Origin of the sequence: Metallumcola ferriviriculae (assembly GCF_035573695.1) — a bacterium.
GTDB lineage: Bacteria > Bacillota > JADQBR01 > JADQBR01 > JADQBR01 > Metallumcola > Metallumcola ferriviriculae.
In genome coordinates this window covers 2,553,091-2,574,997 of record NZ_CP121694.1, presented here as the reverse complement: position 1 = coordinate 2,574,997, position 21,907 = coordinate 2,553,091, and the positions used below count along the sequence as shown (strand labels likewise).

The window sequence follows — 21,907 nt, the reverse complement described above, 5'->3', positions numbered from 1 at the left end:
CTACAACTTATAGACTTCTACAAACGCTTAAGACAAAGGGTTATATTTCCCAGGACGAAAATACGCAGAAATACTCCCTGGGCTTTAAATTTTTTAATTTGGGTTCGATTGTTATGAATCAAATGGACTTGCGGAAAGCGGCTATCGGCCCCATGCGCGATTTAAGCAGGCGTTGTGACGAGACCATTATTCTCTTTATATCAGATGGAAGAGGACGTACCTGCCTTGAGAGAATTGACAGTAATCACGTTATTAGGAATTTTATGGTGGTAGGTCATCAATACCCGCTGCATAAAGGGGCTCCGGGAAAGGTATTTCTAATGAACAAAAGCCCTGGATATGTTAAGGGGCTGTTAGAAAGCAAAGAGTATAGTGACCAAGAGATAGAACGTTTTAATAAGGAACTGGAACAGGGGCTGGAATTGGGCTACTTTACTTCAATTGAAGAGAATTTTACAGAGGCTTATTCCATTGCTGCACCAATCTTTGACCATACTGGAAATATATCTGCTGCATTGGCAGTCTGCGGGCCAACCGCTAGGCTAACCGAGGAAAAAGAAGACTGGTTTGGCACGGAACTACTGCAGACCGTCGCGAAAATTTCAGCGATGCTTGGCTATAATGCCGTTTCCTAATGTTCCAAAAATGAAACACGTTTCGCATTGTGAAACTTGAAAGGAGGTTTGCGACTAGCTAGTTGTGCAAACGGGCGCTGATTTAAAAAAATTTGGAGGTGCGTAAAATGACGGTATTTAAGAAACGTATGGTAATTTTGATTGTTGTCCTGGTAATGCTGTTTGCTGTTAGCGTTACAGGGTGTGGTCAGCAGGAGGAAGTCCAGAAAAATGCTGAACCGGAAAAGAAAGTAGAGGAAAATACGGCAAAAGAGCCGAGCCCTGTTAAGGAGGAGAAGATCGTCCTTAAACTCGCCCATTCTTTTCCTGAATCTCATTACCTGGCAAAGGAAGGCGGTATTTGGTGGGCTGAGCGGGTTAAAGAACTGACTAATGGGAAGGTAGACTTTGAGTATTATCCTGCTGAGCAGTTGGGTAAAGCTAATAAGCTTCTCGACGTGGTAAAAAACAAAGTCGCCGCGGTGGCTTATGTCGGAGTTGGATATTATTCTGATAAGCTTCCCTTGAGCACTGTCGGGCAGCTTCCCGGAAACTACAATACGTCGAAAGAGGGCAGCAGGGCGTATTGGAAAGTAATTAAAGATACGTTGATTGAGAAAGAGTTCTTACCAAATAAAATCAGGCCGGTATTTGCTGCGGTACTTCCTCCATACCAGATAGTAACAATGGATAAGAAATTTAATAGCCTAGATGACTTGAAGGGACTGAAGATTCGGACCGGTGGTGTCCAGTCCTTGTTGGTGGAGGCTGCTGGTGGTGCACCGGTGTCCATGCCGGCCACGGAAATTTATACCGGTATGCAAAGGAAAACTCTAGACGGTACGTTATTGCCGTTTACCAGTTTTAAGCCGTATCAAGTTGAAAAAATTGTGCAGTATTCCACTTCAAACGTTAACATGGGTACTTTTGCAGTCACTTATGCTATCAATGAAGATGTATGGCAGTCTTTACCTGAGGATGTGCAGCAAGCAATGCTGCAAGCTGGTGAAGAAACAATTGACCATATGTCGGAATACCAAGACGCAAATATCAGTGAGTTAGGTGCGGAATTTAAGGACGCCGGAATTGACATCTATGAAGTAGATTCGGATACTTTAGACACGCTTAATGCGAAGCTGGCTCCCGTAATGGCAAACTGGGCTAAACAACTTGACGACAAAGGATTAGCCGGTACTGAGGTATTGGATGCCTTTGAAAAGGCAGTGGAAGATGTTAAGTAAAATAGGAGCCGCGCCTTATGGCGCGGCCTCATTTAAGAAAAATGGGGGGTGAGGTGTTGCGTCCGATTAAGCTAGGTTTCGATAAAATTGATAAATTTCTCTATCGTCTGGGGCTGTGGGGGATTTTCGTGATGATGCTGCTCATTACTCTGGATGCGGCAGGAAGATACTTCCTGCGCGACCCCATTGATGGTGCTTTTGAATTTGTTCAAGATTATTTAATGGTTGCTGTGGTTTTTTTGAGTATGAGTTACACCTATAAGACCGACAGCCATATACGGTTGGAGCTGTTTGCCAGAAAGTTTCCTGAAAGACTTAAACGGGTGTTTTTTTACATCAATAACCTACTGCCTCTGGTCTTCTTTTTTATCATTGCCCGGGAAGGCTGGGTAAAAACTTGGGAAGCTTGGGTAGGAAATGAGTTTACCATCGGTGTGGTGTCATGGCCCACATATTTATCTTATATTTGGATTCCTGTTGGAGTAGGTATATTGGTGCTAAGGATTGGATTTACGGTAGCTGAGCAGGTGATTATGGATATTGATTGCTTAAGGCAGGGTGTAAATTCCCAGGATGAGGGGAGGGGTAGCAGTTGACTAGTGCAATAATAGTTACAGTAGGATCATTATTAGCCTTCTTAATTATTGGTATGCCCGTGGGTTTTGCTCTGGGGGTTTCAGGTTCTATCGGGCTTTGGATGATTAATGGTTTGGAACTGGTGTCCGGTATTTTACAGACAACCCCTCATTCAAGTGCGGCCAGTTTTGTCCTTACTGCAGTGCCAATGTTTGTATTGATGGCTGAGTATGCTACGGTGAGCGGTATGACCAGGGACGCTTTTGTGGCCGCCTACAGATTTTTAGGTCATATTAAGGGTGGACTGGCGATTGCCTGTGTTCTTGCAAGTGCGGGCATGGCTGCAGTTTCCGGCTCAAGTACGGCATCTGCTGCTACCATGGCTAAAGCAGCTATCCCGGAAATGAGAAAGTATAACTACGACGATGCTTTATCAGCGGGAGTGGTGGGTGTTGCGGGTACCCTGGCAATTATGATACCACCAAGTATAATACTCATTCTCTACGGTATTATGACGGAGGTGTCAATCGGGGATCTGTTGATTGCTGGTATAATACCGGGGATTGTCACTGCCGTCGGTTACTTTATTTCCATCTATTTCTGGGTAAGAAAGAAACCGGATATTGCCCCAACCATAGAACCCTTTTCTCGTAGGGAACGGATGGATGCGCTAAAAAAAGTATGGCCTATGTTGGTACTGATTACTGCGGTGTTAGTCGGAATTTATTCCGGGGCCATTACCCCCACTGAAGCGGGTGCTTTTGGTTCCTTTATTGCCTTTCTTATTACTTTAACTGCTCGCAATAAGGGGGAAAAATGGCTGGAGAAAGTATTAAGCCACACGGCAACGACTACCGCGATGATCTTTACCATTATTATTGGGGCAATGGTCTTTGGCTATTTTCTTACGTATACTCAGGTGACCCAAAATTTAATCGGTTTTGTTGGCGGCCTCAATGTCAGTAACTGGGTTATTCTTTGTATTATTATAGCAATTTACCTGCTGCTGGGCATGTTTATGGATCAGTTGGCCATTCTCTTTCTCACTGTTCCGCTCACTTTTCCTTTGGCAATGTCATTGGGTTTTGATCCTATCTGGTTTGGCATTATTATCACCAAGACCGCTGAGATAGGGCTTGTCACGCCGCCGTTGGGCCTAAATATTTATGTTGTCTCAAGTTCTGCAGACGTACCCATCGAGACTGCTTTTAAAGGCACGGGCAGGCTTTTGATTGTAGAATTTATTGTCTTGCTTTTGCTGCTGTTATTTCCGAAGATCGCTACATGGCTGCCGCAGCTAATGAGTTAGGAGGTGCATTATGAGTTTTTGGATATATGAAGGAGATGTAACAGTATATGAACCTAATGGGCATGACGACACCCGGAACCGACGCTTAGTTGATGGTAAAGCAGGTATCAAAAGCTTTGAGCTGGTTATTGGTGAGATGGGCCCTCAGGGGTATGCTTCTGCCCACGCTCATCAAGCTGCTGAGCAGGCGATGTATATTATTGAAGGTGAACTGAGAGTGAGGATCGCTGATGAAGAAGCTTTAATGGCTGCGGGGACGGCTATTTCTATACCCAAAGGTGCAGTACATGAGGTATGGAATAACGGAGAATATGCAAAGTTTGTGGTGGTTTATTCTCCCCCAAAAAATTAGGCAGGGAGGGGTAGGTAAATGAAGTTATTGGAGTATGAGGCTAAAAGTATTTTCCTACGGCAGACCATTCCTGTTCCCAAATTTAATTTCTTTCAAAGAGATGAGTTGGCCGAAGGGATTGAGTACCTTAAAGAGCTTGGGGGTAAGGCTGTTTTAAAGACCCAGGTTCTTACGGGCGGCAGGGGTAAGGCCGGGGGTATAAAGTTTGTGGATAAAAGTAACATACGGGAGATTTGGAATGAGCTTAAGGGATTGGAGATCAACGGCGAATCTAATCAGGGTTTCCTTTTGGAAGAACCGTTAGATATTAAAAAGGAATTATATTTAGGTATAACTATTGACTTAGATAGTAGAATGCCCTTATTTATTGCTTCGGCGGCCGGTGGGATGGATGTCGAAGAACATTTTAAAGGTGAAACGGATCAAGTCTGCCGCCGCAATCTTTTGCCCAGCGAGGAATTTCGCATTTATCATGCTCTTGATATGGGTATAGCTATGGGGTTAGAGGGTAAAGAGCTCACTCAGGCTGCAGCCCTAATGTTACGATTATACCAGGTCTTTCAAGACTATGATTGTGAACTGGTAGAGATCAATCCGTTGGTAATTACCACTGAAGGGCAGATATTTGCAGCGGATGCAAAGATGGTAATTAATGATGATGCTCTTTTTCGACAACAGGGGGTGCTGCAGTCTATTGTTCAAGTGGGCAGTAAGGGTACGCCGCTGGAAGAGGAAGCCAAACAAAACGATATTCATTTTGTTGAGCTTGGCGGTAATGTGGCTGCTTTAAGTATCGGTGCGGGTTTAAATATGACCTTGCTGGATATGATTAAATTGTCCGGGGGAGAACCTGCTAATTTTATTGATACCAAAGGTGGAGCAAAGCCGGAAACCATCGAAAAGATGACGGAAATAGTCTTGAAAAAGATAGAACAGGACCCCAAGATAAGATGTATGCTGATAACTATCTCTCTTTCGGCCACTCAACTTAAAAGCTTGGTAAATGGCATAGTGAGGGGTATCGAAAAGAGAGGGTGCTCTGTGCCCATCTTGGCGGTAATCCATGCTACGGATGCCTCTTTAAGAGAAATGGATTTGGACACTGCAGAGATAGAATTTGCTGAGGTTGGGATTAAAAATTTTCCCCAGCTCAAAGAGATGTTTGCATATTGTTCCCAGTTATTAAAAACGGAATGAAATGGGGGAGTGCGGGTTATGTCCATTTTAGTTAACGAAGACACTAAAGTGCTTATTCAAGGTATTACGGGAGCGTATGGGCGCAATCAATCAGCAGCGATGAAAGAGTATGGGACAAATATTGTCGTGGGCGTGGCGCCGGGCCGGGCCGGGACGGAAACATTCGGGGTACCAGTCTATAATACGGTGAAACAAGCAGGTGAATACCATGATTTCGATGCCTCTATTATCTACGTGCCACCACCATTCACTAAGGATGCAGTGTTGGAGGCGGTTGAAAATGGTGTTGAACTTATAGTTATTGCCACAGAAGGAGTCCCTATCCACGACACACTATATTTCCGGCACATTGCCGAAAAATATGGCACCTGGATTGTTGGCCCCAATTCCATCGGTATGATTAGTCCTGGGAAAACTTTGCTGGGGTCTTTGGCACCTTCATTTACCTTTCCCGGTAATGTGGGGCTCATTTCACGCAGCGGTACAATGGCCATAGAATTTGTGCAGATTCTAGGGGACTGCGGTATTGGGCTGTCCACCGGCATTGGTATCGGTGGGGATAAGGTTATTGGTAAAAATCCTATTGACTACCTGAAATTATTCGAAGATGATCCTGATACCCGGGCAGTAGTGATGCTGGGGGAAATAGGCGGCAGTAAGGAACTGGAGGCTGCGGATTACATTAAGGAGATGTCTACTAAGGTATTCTCCTTTATCGTCGGAATTTCCGCACCCAAGGGCAAGAGGATGGGCCATATTGGGGCTATTGCGTCTGCGGAAAATGAGGGAGCCGAATATAAGAAGAATGTGCTAAAAGCCGCTGGCTCTTATGTTGCGGATACTCCTTGGGAATTAGGCGAAAGTTTGAAGTATTATTTGATGGAAGGAATTCAAGGAGATTAGAATAAGTGACAAAATGGTGCCTGACACCTAATAAGTGACACCTTGTGACACCGTGGTGCCTGACACCAGGGTGTCACTTATCTTCTAGGTGAAAGGGTTTCGGTTATTTTCTTATTGACAAAACCCATTAAACCGGATAGAATACTAGGAAAAGAAAACCCGGTAAATCGATAGGGATTATTTAATTTCCAAGGAGGAGGTTTTTTAAAATGACGGTTTATAATAATGTAACCGAATTAATTGGACGGACACCATTGGTGCGCATCAACAAATTAAATGAAGGCGGCGCAGAAGTAGTTGTTAAGCTGGAGTCTTTTAACCCCGGCGGTAGTATTAAGGACCGCATCGCATTGAGCATGATTGAAGCGGGAGAGCAGGCAGGGGTGATTAATAAGGATACTCTTATTATTGAGCCCACCAGCGGCAATACCGGTATTGGCTTAGCTATAGTATCTGCGGCTAAAGGATACAAGCTAGTGCTAACTATGCCGGATACTATGAGTATTGAACGGCGGAACTTGTTAGCAGCTCTTGGGGCGGAGTTGGTGCTTACCCCCGGGGGAGAGGGTATGAAAGGGGCAATTCGTAAAGCAGAACAACTAGCAGCAGGTAACCCTAATTCGTTTATTCCCCAGCAATTTTCTAACCCGGCAAACCCGGAAGTCCACCGCCGCACTACAGCAGAGGAAATTTGGACAGCTGTTGACGGAGAAATAGACATCTTTGTGGGTGGTGTGGGCACAGGAGGTACCGTCACCGGTGTTGGTGGAGCGTTGAAAGAAAAAAACGCTAACATTGAAGTGGTGGCGGTGGAGCCGACGGACTCTGCTGTTCTTTCCGGGTGTATGCCGGGGCCGCATAAAATTCAGGGAATCGGCGCCGGATTTATTCCGGAGATATTTGACATTGATGTTGTGGATGAAATATACCAGGTGACTGATGATCAGGCCATAAAGACGGGACAGAGGCTCGCTGCTGAGGAAGGGTTGCTGGTAGGGATATCCTCTGGCGCAGCGGCGTACGCGGCATTGGAATTGGCCAAACGTGAAGAGAATGTGGGAAAGCGTATTGTAGTGGTGCTGCCGGATACCGGCGAACGTTATCTGTCCACACCGTTATTTAAATAATCGCAGTATTTGGGAGGAGAACCGATGAAATACAACTATCCGTCTTTAAACGCAGAAATGCCTGGTAGAGAAGATGTAAAAAAACTAACTCCAAACCCCGCGTCTAGAGAGTTGTTGCAGCGGATGGAGGATAAAAATATCGAAACATGGTTGGATAGATATGAAGCTCAGCAGCCCCAATGTGGTTTCGGCCTAAGAGGGTTATGCTGCCGTAATTGTCAATGGGGTCCATGTCGCATCGGGCCGAAATCACCTAAAGGTATTTGTGGCAAAGATTTAAATCTGATGGTGATGGGCAACATTGTTCGCGCGCTGGCGGCGGGGTTGGCGGCACACGGCCGGCACGCTCATGAGGTGTATATGACCATCATTGCCGCAGCTGAAGGCAAGTTGGATTTTCCATTGCTGGGCGAAGAAAGGGTATGGGAACTGGCGGAGAAGTTTTCTATCCAAATTGAGGACAAGGATTTAGCGCAAACGGCTAAAGAAGTGGCGCAATTCCTGCTGGAAGATTTGGGTCGTATGACCGCTGATCCGATGTACATGTTAGAGGCCTACGCGCCCCCGGAACGAAAGCAATTGTGGCAAGAACTTGGCGTCCTGCCTCGCTCCGGCAGCTACGAAATGATGGAAACCCTGCATATGACCACGCTGGGCGGCTGTTCAGATTGGACCGCCCTGGCGGCGCAGGAGCTGCGCATGGCGCTTGCCTATTGTTACAGCACGCTTTACGGTTCATCGATGGCTACGGAAATATTGTTTGGCATTCCTCAGCCAAAAATAACAGAAGTGAACTACGGCATTTTGAAAGAGGATCACGTGAACATTCTGATGCATGGACATTCGCCGGTGATGGCGGAAAAAGTTCTTGAAAAGATTTATTCAGCAGAAATCCAACAGCAGGCTAAAGATTATGGCGCCAAAGGAATTGTGGTGGGTGGTATGTGTTGCACCGGCGATGAGTTATTATGCCGTCACGGCGTTCCTTCTGTAACCAACATTATGGGCCAGGAACTGGCTATCGGCACCGGTGCTGTGGATGCGGTAGTTGTTGATATGCAGTGTGTCATTCCGGGCTTGAAGACGGCGGCGGACTGTTTTGGTACCGAAGTTATCACAACCTGTGATTCCAATCGCATCCCCGGCGCGCATCATATTCCTTTTGACCCGGAGCGTCCGGATACTTTAGAGCAGGACGCTGAGCGGATAGTGCAGCTGGCGTTGGCCGCCTTTAAAAACCGCGACCGTTCTCACATTCACATTCCTCAGCACCGTTCCCGTGCCATGGGCGGATGGAGCTGTGAGGCAGTAGTGGACGCCTTTGGCGGTTTGGAAAAATTAGCCCAGCACCTTAAAGACGGGACTATCAAAGGGATTGCTACCGTAGTTGGTTGTAACAACCCTAAGGTGCCCTATGAACATAACCATGTAACCATTGTAAAGAAATTGATTGAAAATGGAATTTTGGTGACCACCACCGGATGTTGTTCTCATGCATTATTAAATGCCGGTTTATGCGCCCCGGAGGCGGCAGAACAGGCCAGCGCGGGGCTTAAGGATCTATGCCGGCAATTAGGTATCCCCCCGGTGCTGGCGGTGGGCGGCTGCGTGGATAATGCCCGCTCGCTGCGGCTGTTTATTGACTTGGCGCAACAGGCAGGAAAGCATGTAAAAGATATGCCATTTATGTTTATTGGCCCGGAACCCGGTAACGAGAAGACTGTCGGTCAAGGGGTTACCTTCCTTGCGCATGGTGTTAGCAATCTGGTAGGTTTTCCCGCTCCAATTCCGGTGCCGCTGCCCACTGCTAAGGAAGGGGCTCAGTCCAATGATGAGATGGACCGGGGCAGTAATGATGTTGCAGACTTTTTTGCCGGCGACGGTCTATATGAGAAAGTAGGAGCAAGAGTATATACAGAGCCGTATCCAAAATTGGCGGCCCAAACCGTTCGCATGCATATTAAGCGAAAACGGCTGGGATTAGGCTGGAGGGGGTAGGAAAATGAAAAATAGAAGAGTTGTCATCATCGGTTTACTGCTGGTATTTGCCGGGGCGTTGGTGCTTTCCGGCTGCGGCGCCGGGCAGGATAATAGCGGTTCCGGCAGTGAAAAACCGGTGGTTAAAATTGGCTATCTGCCTATCACCCATTCTTTACCCCTGGTGGTGGCTGATAAACTTAATCAGGGTAAATTTGAGAATTTTGATTTAGAATTAGTGCGCTTTAGTTCCTGGCCTGAATTAACGGATGCTCTAAATTCAGGCACTATCCAAGGCGGCATGACCATGTTTGAAATCGCCATGGCAGGTAAAGAGATGGGTATCCCTCAGGAAGTGGTAATGCTGTCCCATCGTAATGGCGACGTGTTAACCGTTTCCGATGAGATTGAAAAGGTGCAGGATTTACAGGGTAAATTAGTAGCCATTCCTCACCGCCTTTCCGGGCACAATCTGCTGCTGTACAAAGCTTTAAAAGATGCGGGGCTTGATTACCAAGATGTAAGAAAGGTGGAAATGGCTCCCCCGGATATGCCCGCGGCTCTGGCACGAGGCGAAATTAATGGTTATGTTGTAGCGGAACCTTTTGGCGCGCAGACTGTGGTAGCAGGCACCGGCAAAGTATTGATGCGGGCTCAAGACATATGGCCGGATTGGATATGCTGCGGCTTGGTTATAAATCCGAAATACTTTAATGACCAGGTGGTTCTGCAGGAACTGGTGGATAAACTGGCATCGGCGGGTACTTATATTGAAAGTAACCAAGACGAGGCTGTGGAAATTGCGGCTGAATATATGCAAATTAAAAAAGAATTATGGTCTAAGTCTTTAGAATGGATATCTTACGCTGACTTGCAGCCTCGACAGGAAGATTTTGCGCAGATGCAGAGCTTGTTGCTAGAGTTGCCATGGGATGGGCAGTCAAACACCTTACTGAAAAAAGAGATTGATTTAAGCGAATTGATTAATGAGGACTATGCTAAGAAGGCCTACGGGAAGGTGAAATAGGTGAAGGGGAAGGAAAGGTATGTCCTGCCGTTGATAACGTTTACCTTGGTGCTGATTGCCTGGCAGGCAGCCGCTTCTTTAGGCATTTGGGAGGATTATCTTTTTCCCTCGCCACTGGCGGTAGCTGGGGGGATTTTGGAGACAGCCCTTAACGGCGTGCTTTGGCAGCACATCGGCATCAGTTTGTTCCGTTTTTTTACCGGCTATTTAATTGCGGCAGCAGTTGCTGTGCCTCTTGGCCTAATTGCGGGTTGGTACCGTAATTTGTGGGTTGCTATTGACCCGCTTGTGCAGGTACTGCGGCCCATTTCGCCCATTGCTTGGATGCCGTTGATTGCGCTTTGGTTTGGCATTGGTAACTTGCCTGCCATAGTGATAATCTTTTTGGCCGCCTTTTACCCGATGCTGCTATCTACAGTGGCCGCGGTTAAGAATGTGGACCCGGTCTACCTAAAGGTAGCCCAAAACTTCGGTACCAGCGAAAAAGACATCCTTAGAAAAGTGGTGGTTCCCGCCGTGTTCCCTTACATTATGATGGGAATGCATATTGCTTTGGGCACGGCATGGGTATTTTTAGTGGCCGGGGAAATGATGGGTGTGCGCTCAGGTTTGGGATTTTTGATAGTTGACGCTCGTAATAGTATGCGCACAGAATTGGTGCTCACCGGTATGGTTATTATTGGCGTACTAGGATTAACTTTAGATAGATCAATTGGCTATTTGGAGCAGCGGGTGAAAAAGCGCTGGGGTTTTAGCGCCTAATCAAATCAGCGGGGGAACTGGCTATGACAGCTAAAGTGAAAATTAAAATTGAAGATGTGACCAAAGTCTTTGCCAATAACGCCGGCGAACATCAGCAAGCGTTAGCCAGCGTGGACCTTGCTGTGTATGACAATGAGTTTATTTGTCTACTGGGAGCAAGCGGGTGCGGCAAAACCACCTTATTAAATTTAATGGCTGGTTTTGAGTCCGTGTCCAGTGGAACTATTTTCATTGACGATAAACCGGTGCTTAAGCCTCACCCTCAATACCAAACCATCTTCCAAAATTATGGTCTCTTTCCTTGGCGTACCGTTGAGGAAAATGTCGAATACGGGTTAGAGGTTAAGGGGGTATCTTTGGAGGAAAGACGGGCCAAAGCGGCCGGTTATATTGAAATGGTGGGACTGGAAAAGTTTCGTAATAGTCATCCGCATCAGCTTTCCGGCGGTATGCAACAGCGGGTAGCCATTGCCCGGGCTTTAGCGGTAGAACCAGAGGTGCTTTTTATGGATGAACCTTTTGGCGCGTTGGACGCACTGACGCGATTTCGGATGCAGGATGAGATTACGCGTATTTGGCAGGAAAACAAACAGACCATTGTTTTTGTCACTCATGATATTGACGAAGCTGTTTTTCTAGCTGACCGGATAGTTATCATGTCCCCATATCCCGGCCGCATAAAGACCATTTTGCCTGTACCCATGGGGCGGCCGCGAGATAGGACTGACTATGACTTTATTAAAATTAGAGACAGGATTTTTAATGAATTTGAGCTAACAGTGAAGAAAGAGCTTGATTATTATATATAATCAAGCTCTTTTGCATAAATGATAAAATAAGTGACACCTTGGGACATCGTGGTGCCTGACACCAAGGTGTCACTTATTTGGGAAATGGTGGTGCCTGACACCAAGGTGTCACTTATTTTAAAAGGGAAATTATCAGAAAATTCTATCAGGTAGGAGGAACCGGCTTGTTTGGCGAGAATTTCTTATACACCACCCATTGAGGAGGCCTAGAGCCCATGAATACGATCTTTGAAGTCAATTTGTTGGGGTTATATTTTCTTTATGGCTTATCTTTTTATACTATGGGCTTAGCTATTGCGCTGCAGTATCGGAGTTACAGCAGCTTTCGCCTGGCTTCTAGCCTTAGCCTGTTGGCAGCATTTGGCTTGTTTCATGGGCTCAGCGAATGGGGTAGTGTCTTTGTCCCCTTTCAGGTGCCGAACTTCGGTAGTTTGCCTACCTGGAAATTAATTGTCATCCAGCGCCTGCTTCAGGCAGTTTCTCATTTCTTTTTGTTCCTTTTTGGTATTAAGCTAATATCTGATACCAACACCAAAAGACGTTGGTTATATTTCCTTCCTTTCATTGCCATGGTTATCTGGCTGCTTCAATTTATCCGCTTTGTTTCCTATATGGGTTCTCCCAAAAACCTTATTGATTGGCTGGTTGTCAGTGAAAGCTGGTCGCGGTACATATTGGCTTTTCCGGGAGGAATATTGGCTGCGTACGGTTTGGCTCTCCAGGTGCACGATGTGAAAAAGATCGGCGATAGGTCTGTTTTGACCAATCTGTTCGGTGCTATAGCCGCTTTATTGTTTTTTGCTTTTTTTAGCGGGCTTGTCATTCCCCAGAATGTGGGCGGACTTAGCCGCGTCCTCAATGCGGCCACGTTTAAGGCAGGAGTGGGGCTGCCGGTGGAATTTTTTCGGACGGGAACGGCATTTATGATTGCCTGGTGTATCACTTCCATGCTTAGTGTTTTCGAACTTGAGAAACAGCGTCAGTTGGACGAAAGCCACAAGGTTCAGGCGGTGTTGAAAGAGAGGGAAAGATTTGCTCGGGATCTTCATGATGATGTCATTCAAGTGATTTACGGTATTGGCATTAATCTGCAGATTATTTCCCAAATGATAGCGAAGAATGAACGGAAGGCTTTCGACCAGTTAAACGAGTCCATTCAAAAATTAAACCTAGTTATTGCTAACCTAAGGCGATATATTCACCAACTAGAGTATAAAGAGGAATATAATCTGGTAGAGTTATTGTCCCAGGCGATTAAGGAAATAGGCAGTAGTTCTCCCGGCATTGAAATAAAATATGATTTTGATAAGTTACCGGAAAGAATACAACCGGCCTTTCAGGTGGTGCGGTGGGAAAAACAGGTACAGCAAATAGTGCGGGAAGCGTTGCATAATGTGGTGCGGCACGCCCGTGCAAGCAGGGCAGAGGTTAGTCTTATTTACTTTGGAGATTGCTTGAAGGTTACCATTAGCGATGACGGCAGGGGGATATCTAAGGAGGAATACCAAAATTTAGCTAAGAATCCTGCCGCGAATACGCATAAAAGAGGTCTCTATAATATGCGGGCACGTACGGAATTGCTGCAGGGCAGTTTTATGGTTAAATCGTCCGCCGGTAAAGGTACCACTGTTGCGGTTACCATCCCGCTGCAAAATAATGTAAATAATAGTACGGATGTCACTGTCAAAGGGGGGTCACTTGGCAGTGGTAATTAGTACCGTTCCATGCTAAAATAAAGTCAGAAAATTTCGAATACTGTTTGGGGGTGTGTTTTTGTCTATTAAGCTGATGATCGTGGATGACCATGAAATTGTACGTTTGGGACTGGCGCATCTCTTTAAACAGTACGACAATTTGGACGTCACCGCCTGTGTAGACAGTGCATCTGAAGCGATGATCAAAATAGAGGAAATGCGGCCGGATGTGGTGATTATGGATATTCGTTTAAAAGAGGAAGATGGAATAGAAGCTTGCCGTAAGATAAGTGCCACTCATCCTGATACCAAGGTAATAATTTTGACATCATACGGTGAGGAAGATCTGGTACTGGAAGCTATTTTGGCCGGAGCAAAAGGCTATGTCCTCAAGGATGTTGGTAATGAAGAAATTGTTCGGGCGGTCAGGGCTGCGTACAAAGGGGAGTCTCTTTTGGATACGGTGGTCACGTCCCGGCTGCTCAATCGCGTGCGTAAATCCGCAAAAAACAACCAAGACGCGCTGGAACAGCTGACAGACAAAGAAATGAAGGTTCTCGCTTTTTTAGCGCAAGGTAAAACAAACCGAGAAATAGCAAAGAAGATATTTCTCAGTGAAAAGACTGTACGTAATTATGTCAGCAGCATCCTGTCTAAATTAAACCTGGCCAATAGGACCGAAGCGGCAGCCTATGCTGCTAGAAGAAATTTACCGCAAAAGAATTAAACTAAAGGTTACTGATGGATTTGCCGCCATAGAAAGCATAGCGGGACTCGGAGTAGATAGGCAGTTTAAAACTTAAAGTATATCTGAGAACGGTTGGATCTAAATCCAGCCGTTCTTTTACGCCTTTTTGGCCTTTTGTGATAAATGGGCTAAGCTGTCGTTTGACATCTAGCATTAGGGACATTGGACCCTGGTTTTATCGGAGATACAGTGCAGATGCAACCTGACAATAAGCGTGACATTAGGGTGGTCTGACACCTGACTTCACGTCTCACGCCCCTGTATAATATTAATAAAAGCACTGGCAAAGGGTACATGAGTAATATCAATATTCAGAAAATTTAGAAATCATCTCAGCGATTGGAGGAGTGACTGATGAAAGAAAACTGGCAAACGCAGGAGGAAAAGCTAAGCATTTCCCGGCAGCCTGCTTTTAGAGTAGGAGTAGTACTAGTGATTATTCTGGTGACCTTTATCATAGTGAGGCAGTTGTTCGTTCCTGGGACATTTGGGCAGTATGGCTACTACCGGGGCGACAATGTGGACGAATGGGTGGTGAAGGCCGCGAGTTACGCGGACGAGAATCAATGTGCAGCCTGTCATACTGACAGGGTCAAGGAAATCGGTGAAGCCCAGCATGGGCAGTTTTCCTGTCAGACCTGCCATGGTGCTGCCGGGCAGCACACTTTAAACCCAGAGGTGGTAAAGCCGGTAATTGAGGCGGATAGAGAGTTCTGCGGCAGGTGCCACAATAAGCTGGCAGGCAGGGAAAGCGCAGACATTAAGCAGGTTTCACTGGGATGGCATTATAACAGCATTACCTGTACAAAATGCCATGATGCCCATGAACCACTAGTTAACGTAAGGAGTTGGTAGCAGATGGGGAAACAGATAACGCGAAGGGATTTTTTAAAGGCAGGCGGCCAAATACTAGCCGGTGGTATCTTTTTCTCGGCGGTTTCGATGGTTATACCACGGGTGGCGGGTAGTGCCGATGGGGATATAGTTAATTCAAAGTGGCAACAAACTTGGGCAAAACAGACTTGGGGCTTTGTGGTAGATACAGAGAAATGCATTGGCTGTGGCATGTGTGTCAAAGCATGCAAGGAGGAAAATGGCGTGCCCATGGATGAAGAGGTTTTCCGCACCTGGGTGGAGCGGTATGTAATGGCTGCCGGAGGCCAGACGCACATTGACTCTCCTAACGGCGGTTTAGACTTTAATGCTATCACGATAGACAACGCCAAGAAAAGCTTTTTTGTACCCAAGCTTTGTAATCAATGTGACAATCCGCCCTGTACTAAAGTATGTCCGGTGGGCGCGACCTATAAGACCGGTGACGGCGTAGTGCTAGTGGACGGCGAGCGTTGTATCGGCTGCCGTTACTGCATCCAGGCCTGTCCCTACGGGGCGAGATTCCTTCATCCGCAGAAAAAAACAGCGGACAAATGTACTTGGTGCTATCATCGCATAACGAAAGGACTGCTGCCTGCCTGTGTTCAGGTCTGTCCTACAGGGGCCAGGATCTTTGCCAACCTCCAAACACCCGGTAATCCTGTTTCGCGGCTTCTTGAGACAAAGAGAGTGGATGTCTTAAAACCCGCGCTGGGAACTGAGCCAATGGTTTATTATATGGGCTTAGATAAGGTGGTGGTATAATGACCGGATATGTCTACCCGAACGAGATTGAAGTGAACTGGGGCCTGTTTATAGTTTTGTATCCGTATATAACTGGGTTGGTAGCGGGCGCTTTTATAGTGTCTTCTCTTTATCATGTATTTGGCAAAGAGGATTTGAAACCCGTCTCCAGGCTTTCGCTAGTCAGTGCCCTTGCTTACTTGATGGTTGCGCCGCTGCCGCTGTTACTACACCTGGGGCAGCCTTTGAGGGCATTTAATATTCTCTGGACGCCCAACCCCAACTCCGCAATGGCCGGATTTGGCTATATTTATTCATTTTACATGATAGTAGTATTGCTTGAAGTATGGTTTATCTTTCGCGAAGATTTGGTGCACTACGCTGATAATTCCACGGGTGTTACCCGCTTTGGCTACCGGATGCTTACGCTGGGAGCGAGGGATATATCCCCGCCAACTTTGGCCATGGACCATAAAATAGTGACGGTTTTAGCGATGATAGGCATTCCGTCGGCAGCGTTCCTCCACGGGTATGTGGGTTTTATCTTTGGTGCTATAAAAGCGAATGCTCTTTGGTCCACGCCTTTGCAGCCGGTGATATTCCTAATGTCTGCCGTAGTATCCGGCATTGCTTTGCAGATTTTAATCTACGCTGCTGCCTGTAAATTCAGGAAGCGAAGGATTGACATGGCCTGCTTGAAAACTTTAAATAAGTTTCTTTGGGCATTTCTGATTGTGGATGTGCTGCTGGAAGAATTGGATTTACTGCAAAAGGCCTACGAGGCCCGGGAAGCGTGGCCGGCTATTCACACTTTATTCGAAGAAGCGATACCTCTAACCCATTTCACTCAGATTTGGATCGGCGCTTTCATCCCCATAGTCCTGCTGATAATCGCCAGATGGGACAGGGTAAGTAATGCTGCTCAACGGCTGTTGACTATAATGTCTAGTGCAATGGTAGTAATTGGTGTCTTTGCAATGCGGTTTAACGTAGTGATCGGCGGACAGATGATATCGAAAAGCAATGTTGGTCTGACAAGTTTTCAAGCGCATTTGGTAGCGGACGAAGGCATTATACCCACTGTTGGGATCCTGGTGCTGCCATTAATAATCTTGGTGGTATTGATTCGAATACTGCCGCCATGGTTGGAAGGAGAGGCTGCCATGACCGGTGACCATTAGGCTTTTGACTTCATGTGTACTAAGGACTTATTGGAGAGCCACGCATAAAAAAGAGGAGGTCTAGGGTAATGTGGATGTTACCGGTAATATTGATGATTCTGGCTGGGGTATTTGGCTTTTCCCTCGTCATCTACTATTTTTTATATGAAACAAAGCTGGAATTGAAATGGCGCTGGCTGGGCGGGGTAGTAGGCGGCTCTGTATCGGCGGTGGTGTGTGCCATAGCATCTTTTATACTTCTTTGGCCGCCCCGGAGCAACGCGGTTTTGCTGCTGGTGGGTTTCGTGGTGGTCGGGCAGGTTTATACCTTTATCGATCCTAAGAAACTGCGTGACGAGCAGAACGATAATAAAGGGGAAGTAGTTTAAAAAAAGCGGGGTTAGAGCTGAGATTACTTTAGGAGGTGAAAATATGTTTGGTTTTTTACCCAATATTGGTTTTGCTGAGTTGGTCTTGGTACTGGTCTTAGCATTGATTATATTTGGTCCTGGTAAACTACCGGATGTTGGCAAAGCTTTAGGCAAAAGCATCAAAGAGTTTAACAAGGCTTCCCATGAAGCTAAGGAAATGCTGACTAGTGAGGTGCAAGAGGAACAGGCCTCGAAGCAGGAGGGATAAAGGTGAGCAGTGACATTAAAACCATCTCCCGGCACTTAGATGATTTACGCAGGGATTTAGTGGTCGCTTTTGGGGCTGTGACACTAGCCGCTCTTAGTTCTTATTTGTTTCTCCAGGAACAAATGACCTTGATTTGGTTCGCGCCAATTCGAAATCTGGACATTGCCTTAGCTTATATTGTTGTGACGGAGGCTTTTCTGACCAAGATAAGACTTAGTTTTCTCACCGGGACTATCTTAGCTTTCCCGGTAATTGCCTGGCGGGTAGTAGGTTTTATTTTTCCGGCTCTCACTGTCCGGGAAAAGAGGTATGCGCTGGTGGTAGTCCCGGTGGCTTCTATTCTTTTTGCCGGCGGTGTATTTTTTGCCTATTTCGCAGTACTGCCTTTTGCGATGAAGTTTTTCCTGCTGGAAGCCGCTGGGGAATACCTAAAGCCGATGATTTCCGTCAGTAAGTACGTTTCTTTTCTTACCTCTTTTCTGCTTCCCTTTGGCTTGGTTTTTCAGCTGCCTCTCACTGTTATCTGCCTCACTCGCCTGGGGCTGGTGGATTACAAATTTTTGGCGGCGAAAAGGAAATATGCCTTGTTGATTACTTTTGGCGCGGCTGCGTTAATTACGCCCCCTGATGTTATTTCCCAGATACTGCTGGCGGTGCCGATATTTATTTTATATGAAGTGGGTATCTGGCTGTCTTTACTGGTAATGGTGCGGGACAAACGGAAAAAATCGGGTGTTTCCGCTGAGTAAAGAATTTACTTGTGTCTTTCTAAAAAATATTGGATACCAGGAAAAGCGGGTGATAACATGCTGGTATTTTCACCGGAAAAAATAAACGCCGATGATGGTTCCCCTGGTGACGGTAGAAAATATATTGTCTACGCGGTGCTGACATTATTTTTCCTTCTAGTTATGTTGGCTTTGGTGGACATTATACCGGTACTTTCCACGGACTCCCGGGCGTGTGCCGGGTGTCACGAAATGAACCGGGAATATAGCACTTGGCAAATTTCCACTCATAGCAAAGTTGACTGCATTAACTGCCATATGCAGTCCGATTGGAACGGTCTTGCCAACTTTAAGTTAAAGCAGACAGTCTGGACCTTAAAGCATTATAGCGGCCTTTATGGGAAAGGCAGTATCGAACTGAAAGGTACCATCGTTAATGAAACTTGTCTCAAGTGTCATTCTCTAGCGAAAGTAACACCTTCGGGTGATTTAATAATTCCTCATGACCGGCATTTAGATGAAGAAGTGGCCTGCATTACCTGCCATGTAGGTCTTGTCCACCGTCAGGAGCAGCCGGTTACAGCCAAAAATCAAAATTACCAGGTAATAGTAGACAACGAGCTTTTGGTACAAGTCAAGCCCAAAATGTACGTCTGCCTGCGGTGTCATGAAAGAAAAAGGGTAACAACTGAGTGTAATGCCTGCCATACCAGACTGGAATTACCGCAGCAGCACAAGCGGGCGGATTGGGGGGTGATACATGGTGTTAGTGCCTATCAGCAGGTTGAGCCGTGCCTGACTTGTCACACTGAACAAACTGAAAAGGCAGTGATAGGGGGGAGTATGCCAGTAGTGCTTGCCGCTCGTAATATTAAATTTTGCGTGGATTGTCACCAGCAGCGGCCGCCTGTACACAATAAAGACTGGCAGCTGCGGCATGGCCAAATAGCATTAAATAGGGGTCAGGATTATTGCTTCGTTTGTCATGATATTAATAAACCTAGTACCAGTGATGGATCAGTAGGTACTTATTGCAATCAGTGCCACCACTGGGAATAGAGCACTTTTTTTATAAGATAGTCTAACTGAGGAAAGTTTCGGAGGTGACCGATTATGCTGGGTAGAGGGAAAAATTGGGTACTGGCAGCTACTATTATTGTGATGCTTGGTGCTGCCTTTTTTATAGCCAGTGCATATAGCATCGACCAGGGGGCACCGGGTCAAGGTATGTTGTATAAAGCAAATGTTGCTAGTGCCACCGAATTAAAGGTGGACGGGGAAGAAAAGGACAACTGTCAAGGCTGCCACGTGATGAAGCCGGAGGTGATGACCTGGAAGATGTCGTCCCATAGTGAAGTTGCCTGCACTGCATGTCACGGTTCAGACACTATGAAATTTGAGGACAGGCAGGAATATACCGAACAGGTAAAAATAAATCAGCCCATACCAAACAGCAGCTGTAAGAATTGTCATTCATCCAATCGGGTGTATTCACCATCGGGTGATTTGATCATACCCCATGATCTGCATGAGGAGCAGGGTGTCCAGTGCGTCCAGTGTCATAACGGTATTGCCCATGCAAGAATTGCGGACAGAGAGGTATTTGAGGATGAGCTGACTACCTATGATAACTGGGATGAACAGGCGGCACAAAAAGTAGGGACACTTTATTACCGCGATCCTAGTATGTGGACCTGTATCAGCTGCCATAAAAGCCTCAAGATAACTACCGCTTGCGCGGCATGCCATGATGAAATACCGGGGCTGCCATCCCACGAACAAGACAGATGGAAGAGGGCCCACGGATTAAGTGCTCGCATGGATATAGACAGCTGCACCAAATGCCATGTTACTCCCGATAAGCCCAAGTTTACGCAGCATTCTACCGGTGACGCAGCCACCGATTTCGCCCGGGCACAGAATTTCTGTTACAGCTGCCATACGCAGCGCCCCCAATTCCATGAAGACGACGTGCTCCCCGACCATCAGCGCTTCGTCAGCGAACGCGGCATCAAAAACTGTCTCACCTGTCATAACCTCAACGAGGTAAGACAGGATGAAAATGCGACATCAACTACCTGTAACACCTGTCATTGGTTTGAGCCCGGAGCACTTGATAAGATCCAAGAAGAGCTAATGCAATAAGCGACAATACAATAAGTGACACCCCCTTTGGTGCCTGACACCGAAGGGGGTGTCACTTATTTTTAGGGTGGTGCCAGGCACCTTTTTGTCAAGTTATTGAGCGGCGGTGTGTGAGATCGACTTATCTTATAATAAAGGTGTTTTCTGACATGTAGCCTTGTCACATGAATCCGAATATATTTTCCATATATGCAACAACTGATTAAAACAAGCGTTGGCAGATAGAGGAAATTAAGTAAGATTGTAGAAGTGGTTACCGATGGTCCGGGAGTGGAGGATATATGAAGGTTATATCTATTAAACTGCCGGGGCCAGTGTCGGGCTTGTGGTGTCTTGGATATTTGGTGGTTAGATATTTGGTTCAGGGGGTGACAGTGGTTTGGTAATTTTGGTATTGATATTATTTTTTTTACTAATAATTGGAGTTAGTATTGTCCCTAAATATATTAGGTACTCAGGCTCAAATCAAATTATGTGATTGCTAGTGGAAATGGTTTTTTGAAAACTATATTTGATAAAGGGAATTATGGTGAATTCCTGACTTTTGCTTACCTTGAGAAATTGGATGGTCATCATAGGCTGATGACAAATTTATACATACCAAAGAAAGATGGGTCGACAACAGAGATTGATTTAATTATGCTTTCCCAAACCGGCATCTATGTTTTCGAATCAAAGAATTATGGCGGATGGATTTTTGGTGACGAGAGCAGTAAGAACTGGATGCAGATACTTGAGAACAAACAAAAGAATCAATTTTTTAGCCCTGTATGGCAGAATAAAGGACATATCAGTGCTTTGAAATCTGCGATAGAATTAGATAATGATAGCCTTTACAAATCCTACATCATATTTAGTGAGCGTTGTACACTAAAGAATATCAAAGTTACTTCTCCAAGTGTAAAAGTAATTAAAAGAAATGCGCTAATTAAAACGATAAAGAAGGATATTGAAAGTTCCTCTAATTTGATGACAATAGAAGAAGTGGACCAATTATATCTAAAATTGCAGAGATATGCGCGTGCTGATGAAACGGTTAAAAAGGCTCATATTGATAATGTTCAAACGAAGAAGTTTTAGAGCGACCTTAGAGCGACCTGCAATAAGTGACACCCCCTTTGGTGCCTGACACGTAGCATCTCGGAAACTAGGTAAATAAATCGGGAACAAGAAAAGGTTTTCCCAAGAAGATAGCTCTTTGACAACTTCACATAGCAAAGGTAAGCAAAGAAGGTTAGCTTGGTGGAAAAAAGGCAATAGAAAACTAAGCCGGTGTCCTTAG

The 21,907-nt window shown here is 45.9% G+C and carries 23 protein-coding genes; all 23 read left to right on the top strand.

Going from position 1 to position 21,907, the window contains the following annotated elements; translation table 11 throughout:
* Nucleotides 1-113: 113 nt before the first annotated feature.
* The 23 genes from MFMK1_RS12790 (at nucleotide 114) to MFMK1_RS12680 (ending at nucleotide 21,705) form a co-directional block, all read left to right on the top strand.
* Nucleotides 114-635, top strand: a complete 522-nt coding sequence (locus MFMK1_RS12790; protein ID WP_366924941.1) for an IclR family transcriptional regulator — start codon at nucleotides 114-116, stop codon at nucleotides 633-635.
* 107 nt (nucleotides 636-742) lie between these two features.
* Complete coding sequence (locus MFMK1_RS12785; RefSeq protein WP_366922089.1) at nucleotides 743-1,855, top strand: TRAP transporter substrate-binding protein; 1,113 nt, start codon at nucleotides 743-745, stop codon at nucleotides 1,853-1,855.
* Between the two features lie 56 nt (nucleotides 1,856-1,911).
* On the top strand, nucleotides 1,912-2,451 hold the full coding sequence (locus tag MFMK1_RS12780; protein WP_366922088.1) for a TRAP transporter small permease: 540 nt from the start codon (nucleotides 1,912-1,914) through the stop codon (nucleotides 2,449-2,451).
* The gene (locus MFMK1_RS12775) at nucleotides 2,448-3,740 is read left to right on the top strand and encodes a TRAP transporter large permease (protein WP_366922087.1); all 1,293 of its coding nucleotides are present in this window, start codon (nucleotides 2,448-2,450) and stop codon (nucleotides 3,738-3,740) included. Before MFMK1_RS12780 ends, MFMK1_RS12775 begins: the two co-directional genes overlap by 4 nt.
* 10 nt (nucleotides 3,741-3,750) lie before the next feature.
* Nucleotides 3,751-4,092, top strand: coding sequence for a cupin domain-containing protein (locus tag MFMK1_RS12770; protein WP_366922086.1), 342 nt, complete (start codon nucleotides 3,751-3,753; stop codon nucleotides 4,090-4,092).
* An 18-nt stretch (nucleotides 4,093-4,110) separates the two neighbouring features.
* A complete protein-coding gene (locus tag MFMK1_RS12765) occupies nucleotides 4,111-5,289 on the top strand; it encodes an ATP-grasp domain-containing protein (protein ID WP_366922085.1) in 1,179 nt (392 codons plus the stop codon).
* Between the two features lie 18 nt (nucleotides 5,290-5,307).
* Complete coding sequence (gene sucD, locus MFMK1_RS12760) at nucleotides 5,308-6,192, top strand: succinate--CoA ligase subunit alpha (protein ID WP_366922084.1); 885 nt, start codon at nucleotides 5,308-5,310, stop codon at nucleotides 6,190-6,192.
* A 209-nt stretch (nucleotides 6,193-6,401) separates the two neighbouring features.
* Entirely contained in the window at nucleotides 6,402-7,319 is a 918-nt protein-coding gene (gene cysK / locus MFMK1_RS12755; protein WP_366922083.1) for a cysteine synthase A, read from the top strand.
* Between the two features lie 24 nt (nucleotides 7,320-7,343).
* Nucleotides 7,344-9,317 (top strand): anaerobic carbon-monoxide dehydrogenase catalytic subunit, encoded by a 1,974-nt coding sequence (gene cooS, locus MFMK1_RS12750; protein WP_366922082.1) that lies wholly within the window; start codon nucleotides 7,344-7,346, stop codon nucleotides 9,315-9,317.
* A 4-nt stretch (nucleotides 9,318-9,321) separates the two neighbouring features.
* A complete protein-coding gene (locus MFMK1_RS12745) occupies nucleotides 9,322-10,323 on the top strand; it encodes an ABC transporter substrate-binding protein (protein WP_366922081.1) in 1,002 nt (333 codons plus the stop codon).
* Nucleotides 10,324-11,085 carry an ABC transporter permease gene (locus MFMK1_RS12740; protein WP_366922080.1) on the top strand — a complete coding sequence of 254 codons (762 nt, stop codon included), beginning with the start codon at nucleotides 10,324-10,326 and terminating at the stop codon, nucleotides 11,083-11,085.
* Nucleotides 11,086-11,120: 35 nt separating this feature from the next.
* Complete coding sequence (locus MFMK1_RS12735; protein ID WP_428846307.1) at nucleotides 11,121-11,894, top strand: ABC transporter ATP-binding protein; 774 nt, start codon at nucleotides 11,121-11,123, stop codon at nucleotides 11,892-11,894.
* Between the two features lie 215 nt (nucleotides 11,895-12,109).
* Nucleotides 12,110-13,609: a sensor histidine kinase gene (locus MFMK1_RS12730; protein WP_366922078.1), complete on the top strand. Its 1,500-nt coding sequence runs from the start codon at nucleotides 12,110-12,112 to the stop codon at nucleotides 13,607-13,609.
* 58 nt (nucleotides 13,610-13,667) lie between these two features.
* Nucleotides 13,668-14,315 carry a response regulator transcription factor gene (locus MFMK1_RS12725; protein WP_366922077.1) on the top strand — a complete coding sequence of 216 codons (648 nt, stop codon included), beginning with the start codon at nucleotides 13,668-13,670 and terminating at the stop codon, nucleotides 14,313-14,315.
* 375 nt (nucleotides 14,316-14,690) lie between these two features.
* Nucleotides 14,691-15,191, top strand: coding sequence for a cytochrome c3 family protein (locus MFMK1_RS12720; protein ID WP_366922076.1), 501 nt, complete (start codon nucleotides 14,691-14,693; stop codon nucleotides 15,189-15,191).
* Between the two features lie 3 nt (nucleotides 15,192-15,194).
* A complete protein-coding gene (locus tag MFMK1_RS12715) occupies nucleotides 15,195-15,974 on the top strand; it encodes a 4Fe-4S dicluster domain-containing protein (protein ID WP_366922075.1) in 780 nt (259 codons plus the stop codon).
* Nucleotides 15,974-17,134, top strand: coding sequence for an NrfD/PsrC family molybdoenzyme membrane anchor subunit (gene nrfD, locus MFMK1_RS12710; RefSeq protein WP_366922074.1), 1,161 nt, complete (start codon nucleotides 15,974-15,976; stop codon nucleotides 17,132-17,134). Before MFMK1_RS12715 ends, nrfD begins: the two co-directional genes overlap by 1 nt.
* Nucleotides 17,135-17,202: 68 nt before the next feature.
* Entirely contained in the window at nucleotides 17,203-17,502 is a 300-nt protein-coding gene (locus MFMK1_RS12705) for a hypothetical protein (protein ID WP_366922073.1), read from the top strand.
* 43 nt (nucleotides 17,503-17,545) lie between these two features.
* Nucleotides 17,546-17,752, top strand: a complete 207-nt coding sequence (gene tatA, locus MFMK1_RS12700) for a twin-arginine translocase TatA/TatE family subunit (protein ID WP_366922072.1) — start codon at nucleotides 17,546-17,548, stop codon at nucleotides 17,750-17,752.
* Between the two features lie 2 nt (nucleotides 17,753-17,754).
* Entirely contained in the window at nucleotides 17,755-18,501 is a 747-nt protein-coding gene (tatC, locus tag MFMK1_RS12695) for a twin-arginine translocase subunit TatC (protein ID WP_366922071.1), read from the top strand.
* A gap of 57 nt (nucleotides 18,502-18,558) precedes the next feature.
* Nucleotides 18,559-19,539 (top strand): cytochrome c3 family protein, encoded by a 981-nt coding sequence (locus MFMK1_RS12690; RefSeq protein WP_366922070.1) that lies wholly within the window; start codon nucleotides 18,559-18,561, stop codon nucleotides 19,537-19,539.
* Nucleotides 19,540-19,593: 54 nt separating this feature from the next.
* Nucleotides 19,594-20,625 carry a cytochrome c3 family protein gene (locus MFMK1_RS12685; RefSeq protein WP_366922069.1) on the top strand — a complete coding sequence of 344 codons (1,032 nt, stop codon included), beginning with the start codon at nucleotides 19,594-19,596 and terminating at the stop codon, nucleotides 20,623-20,625.
* Nucleotides 20,626-21,123: 498 nt separating this feature from the next.
* A complete protein-coding gene (locus MFMK1_RS12680; protein WP_366922068.1) occupies nucleotides 21,124-21,705 on the top strand; it encodes a nuclease-related domain-containing protein in 582 nt (193 codons plus the stop codon).
* Nucleotides 21,706-21,907 lie beyond the last annotated feature (202 nt).

Coding starts and splice junctions, on each gene's coding strand:
- MFMK1_RS12705 (WP_366922073.1), top strand. CDS start 17,203: ATGTGGATGTTACCGGTAATATTGATGATTCTGGCTGGGGTATTTGGC.
- MFMK1_RS12785 (WP_366922089.1), top strand. CDS start 743: ATGACGGTATTTAAGAAACGTATGGTAATTTTGATTGTTGTCCTGGTA.
- MFMK1_RS12720 (WP_366922076.1), top strand. CDS start 14,691: ATGAAAGAAAACTGGCAAACGCAGGAGGAAAAGCTAAGCATTTCCCGG.
- MFMK1_RS12790 (WP_366924941.1), top strand. CDS start 114: ATGAATCAAATGGACTTGCGGAAAGCGGCTATCGGCCCCATGCGCGAT.
- MFMK1_RS12685 (WP_366922069.1), top strand. CDS start 19,594: ATGCTGGGTAGAGGGAAAAATTGGGTACTGGCAGCTACTATTATTGTG.
- tatA (WP_366922072.1), top strand. CDS start 17,546: ATGTTTGGTTTTTTACCCAATATTGGTTTTGCTGAGTTGGTCTTGGTA.
- MFMK1_RS12730 (WP_366922078.1), top strand. CDS start 12,110: ATGAATACGATCTTTGAAGTCAATTTGTTGGGGTTATATTTTCTTTAT.
- MFMK1_RS12690 (WP_366922070.1), top strand. CDS start 18,559: ATGCTGGTATTTTCACCGGAAAAAATAAACGCCGATGATGGTTCCCCT.
- MFMK1_RS12715 (WP_366922075.1), top strand. CDS start 15,195: ATGGGGAAACAGATAACGCGAAGGGATTTTTTAAAGGCAGGCGGCCAA.
- cooS (WP_366922082.1), top strand. CDS start 7,344: ATGAAATACAACTATCCGTCTTTAAACGCAGAAATGCCTGGTAGAGAA.
- nrfD (WP_366922074.1), top strand. CDS start 15,974: ATGACCGGATATGTCTACCCGAACGAGATTGAAGTGAACTGGGGCCTG.
- MFMK1_RS12765 (WP_366922085.1), top strand. CDS start 4,111: ATGAAGTTATTGGAGTATGAGGCTAAAAGTATTTTCCTACGGCAGACC.
- MFMK1_RS12770 (WP_366922086.1), top strand. CDS start 3,751: ATGAGTTTTTGGATATATGAAGGAGATGTAACAGTATATGAACCTAAT.
- sucD (WP_366922084.1), top strand. CDS start 5,308: ATGTCCATTTTAGTTAACGAAGACACTAAAGTGCTTATTCAAGGTATT.
- MFMK1_RS12745 (WP_366922081.1), top strand. CDS start 9,322: ATGAAAAATAGAAGAGTTGTCATCATCGGTTTACTGCTGGTATTTGCC.
- cysK (WP_366922083.1), top strand. CDS start 6,402: ATGACGGTTTATAATAATGTAACCGAATTAATTGGACGGACACCATTG.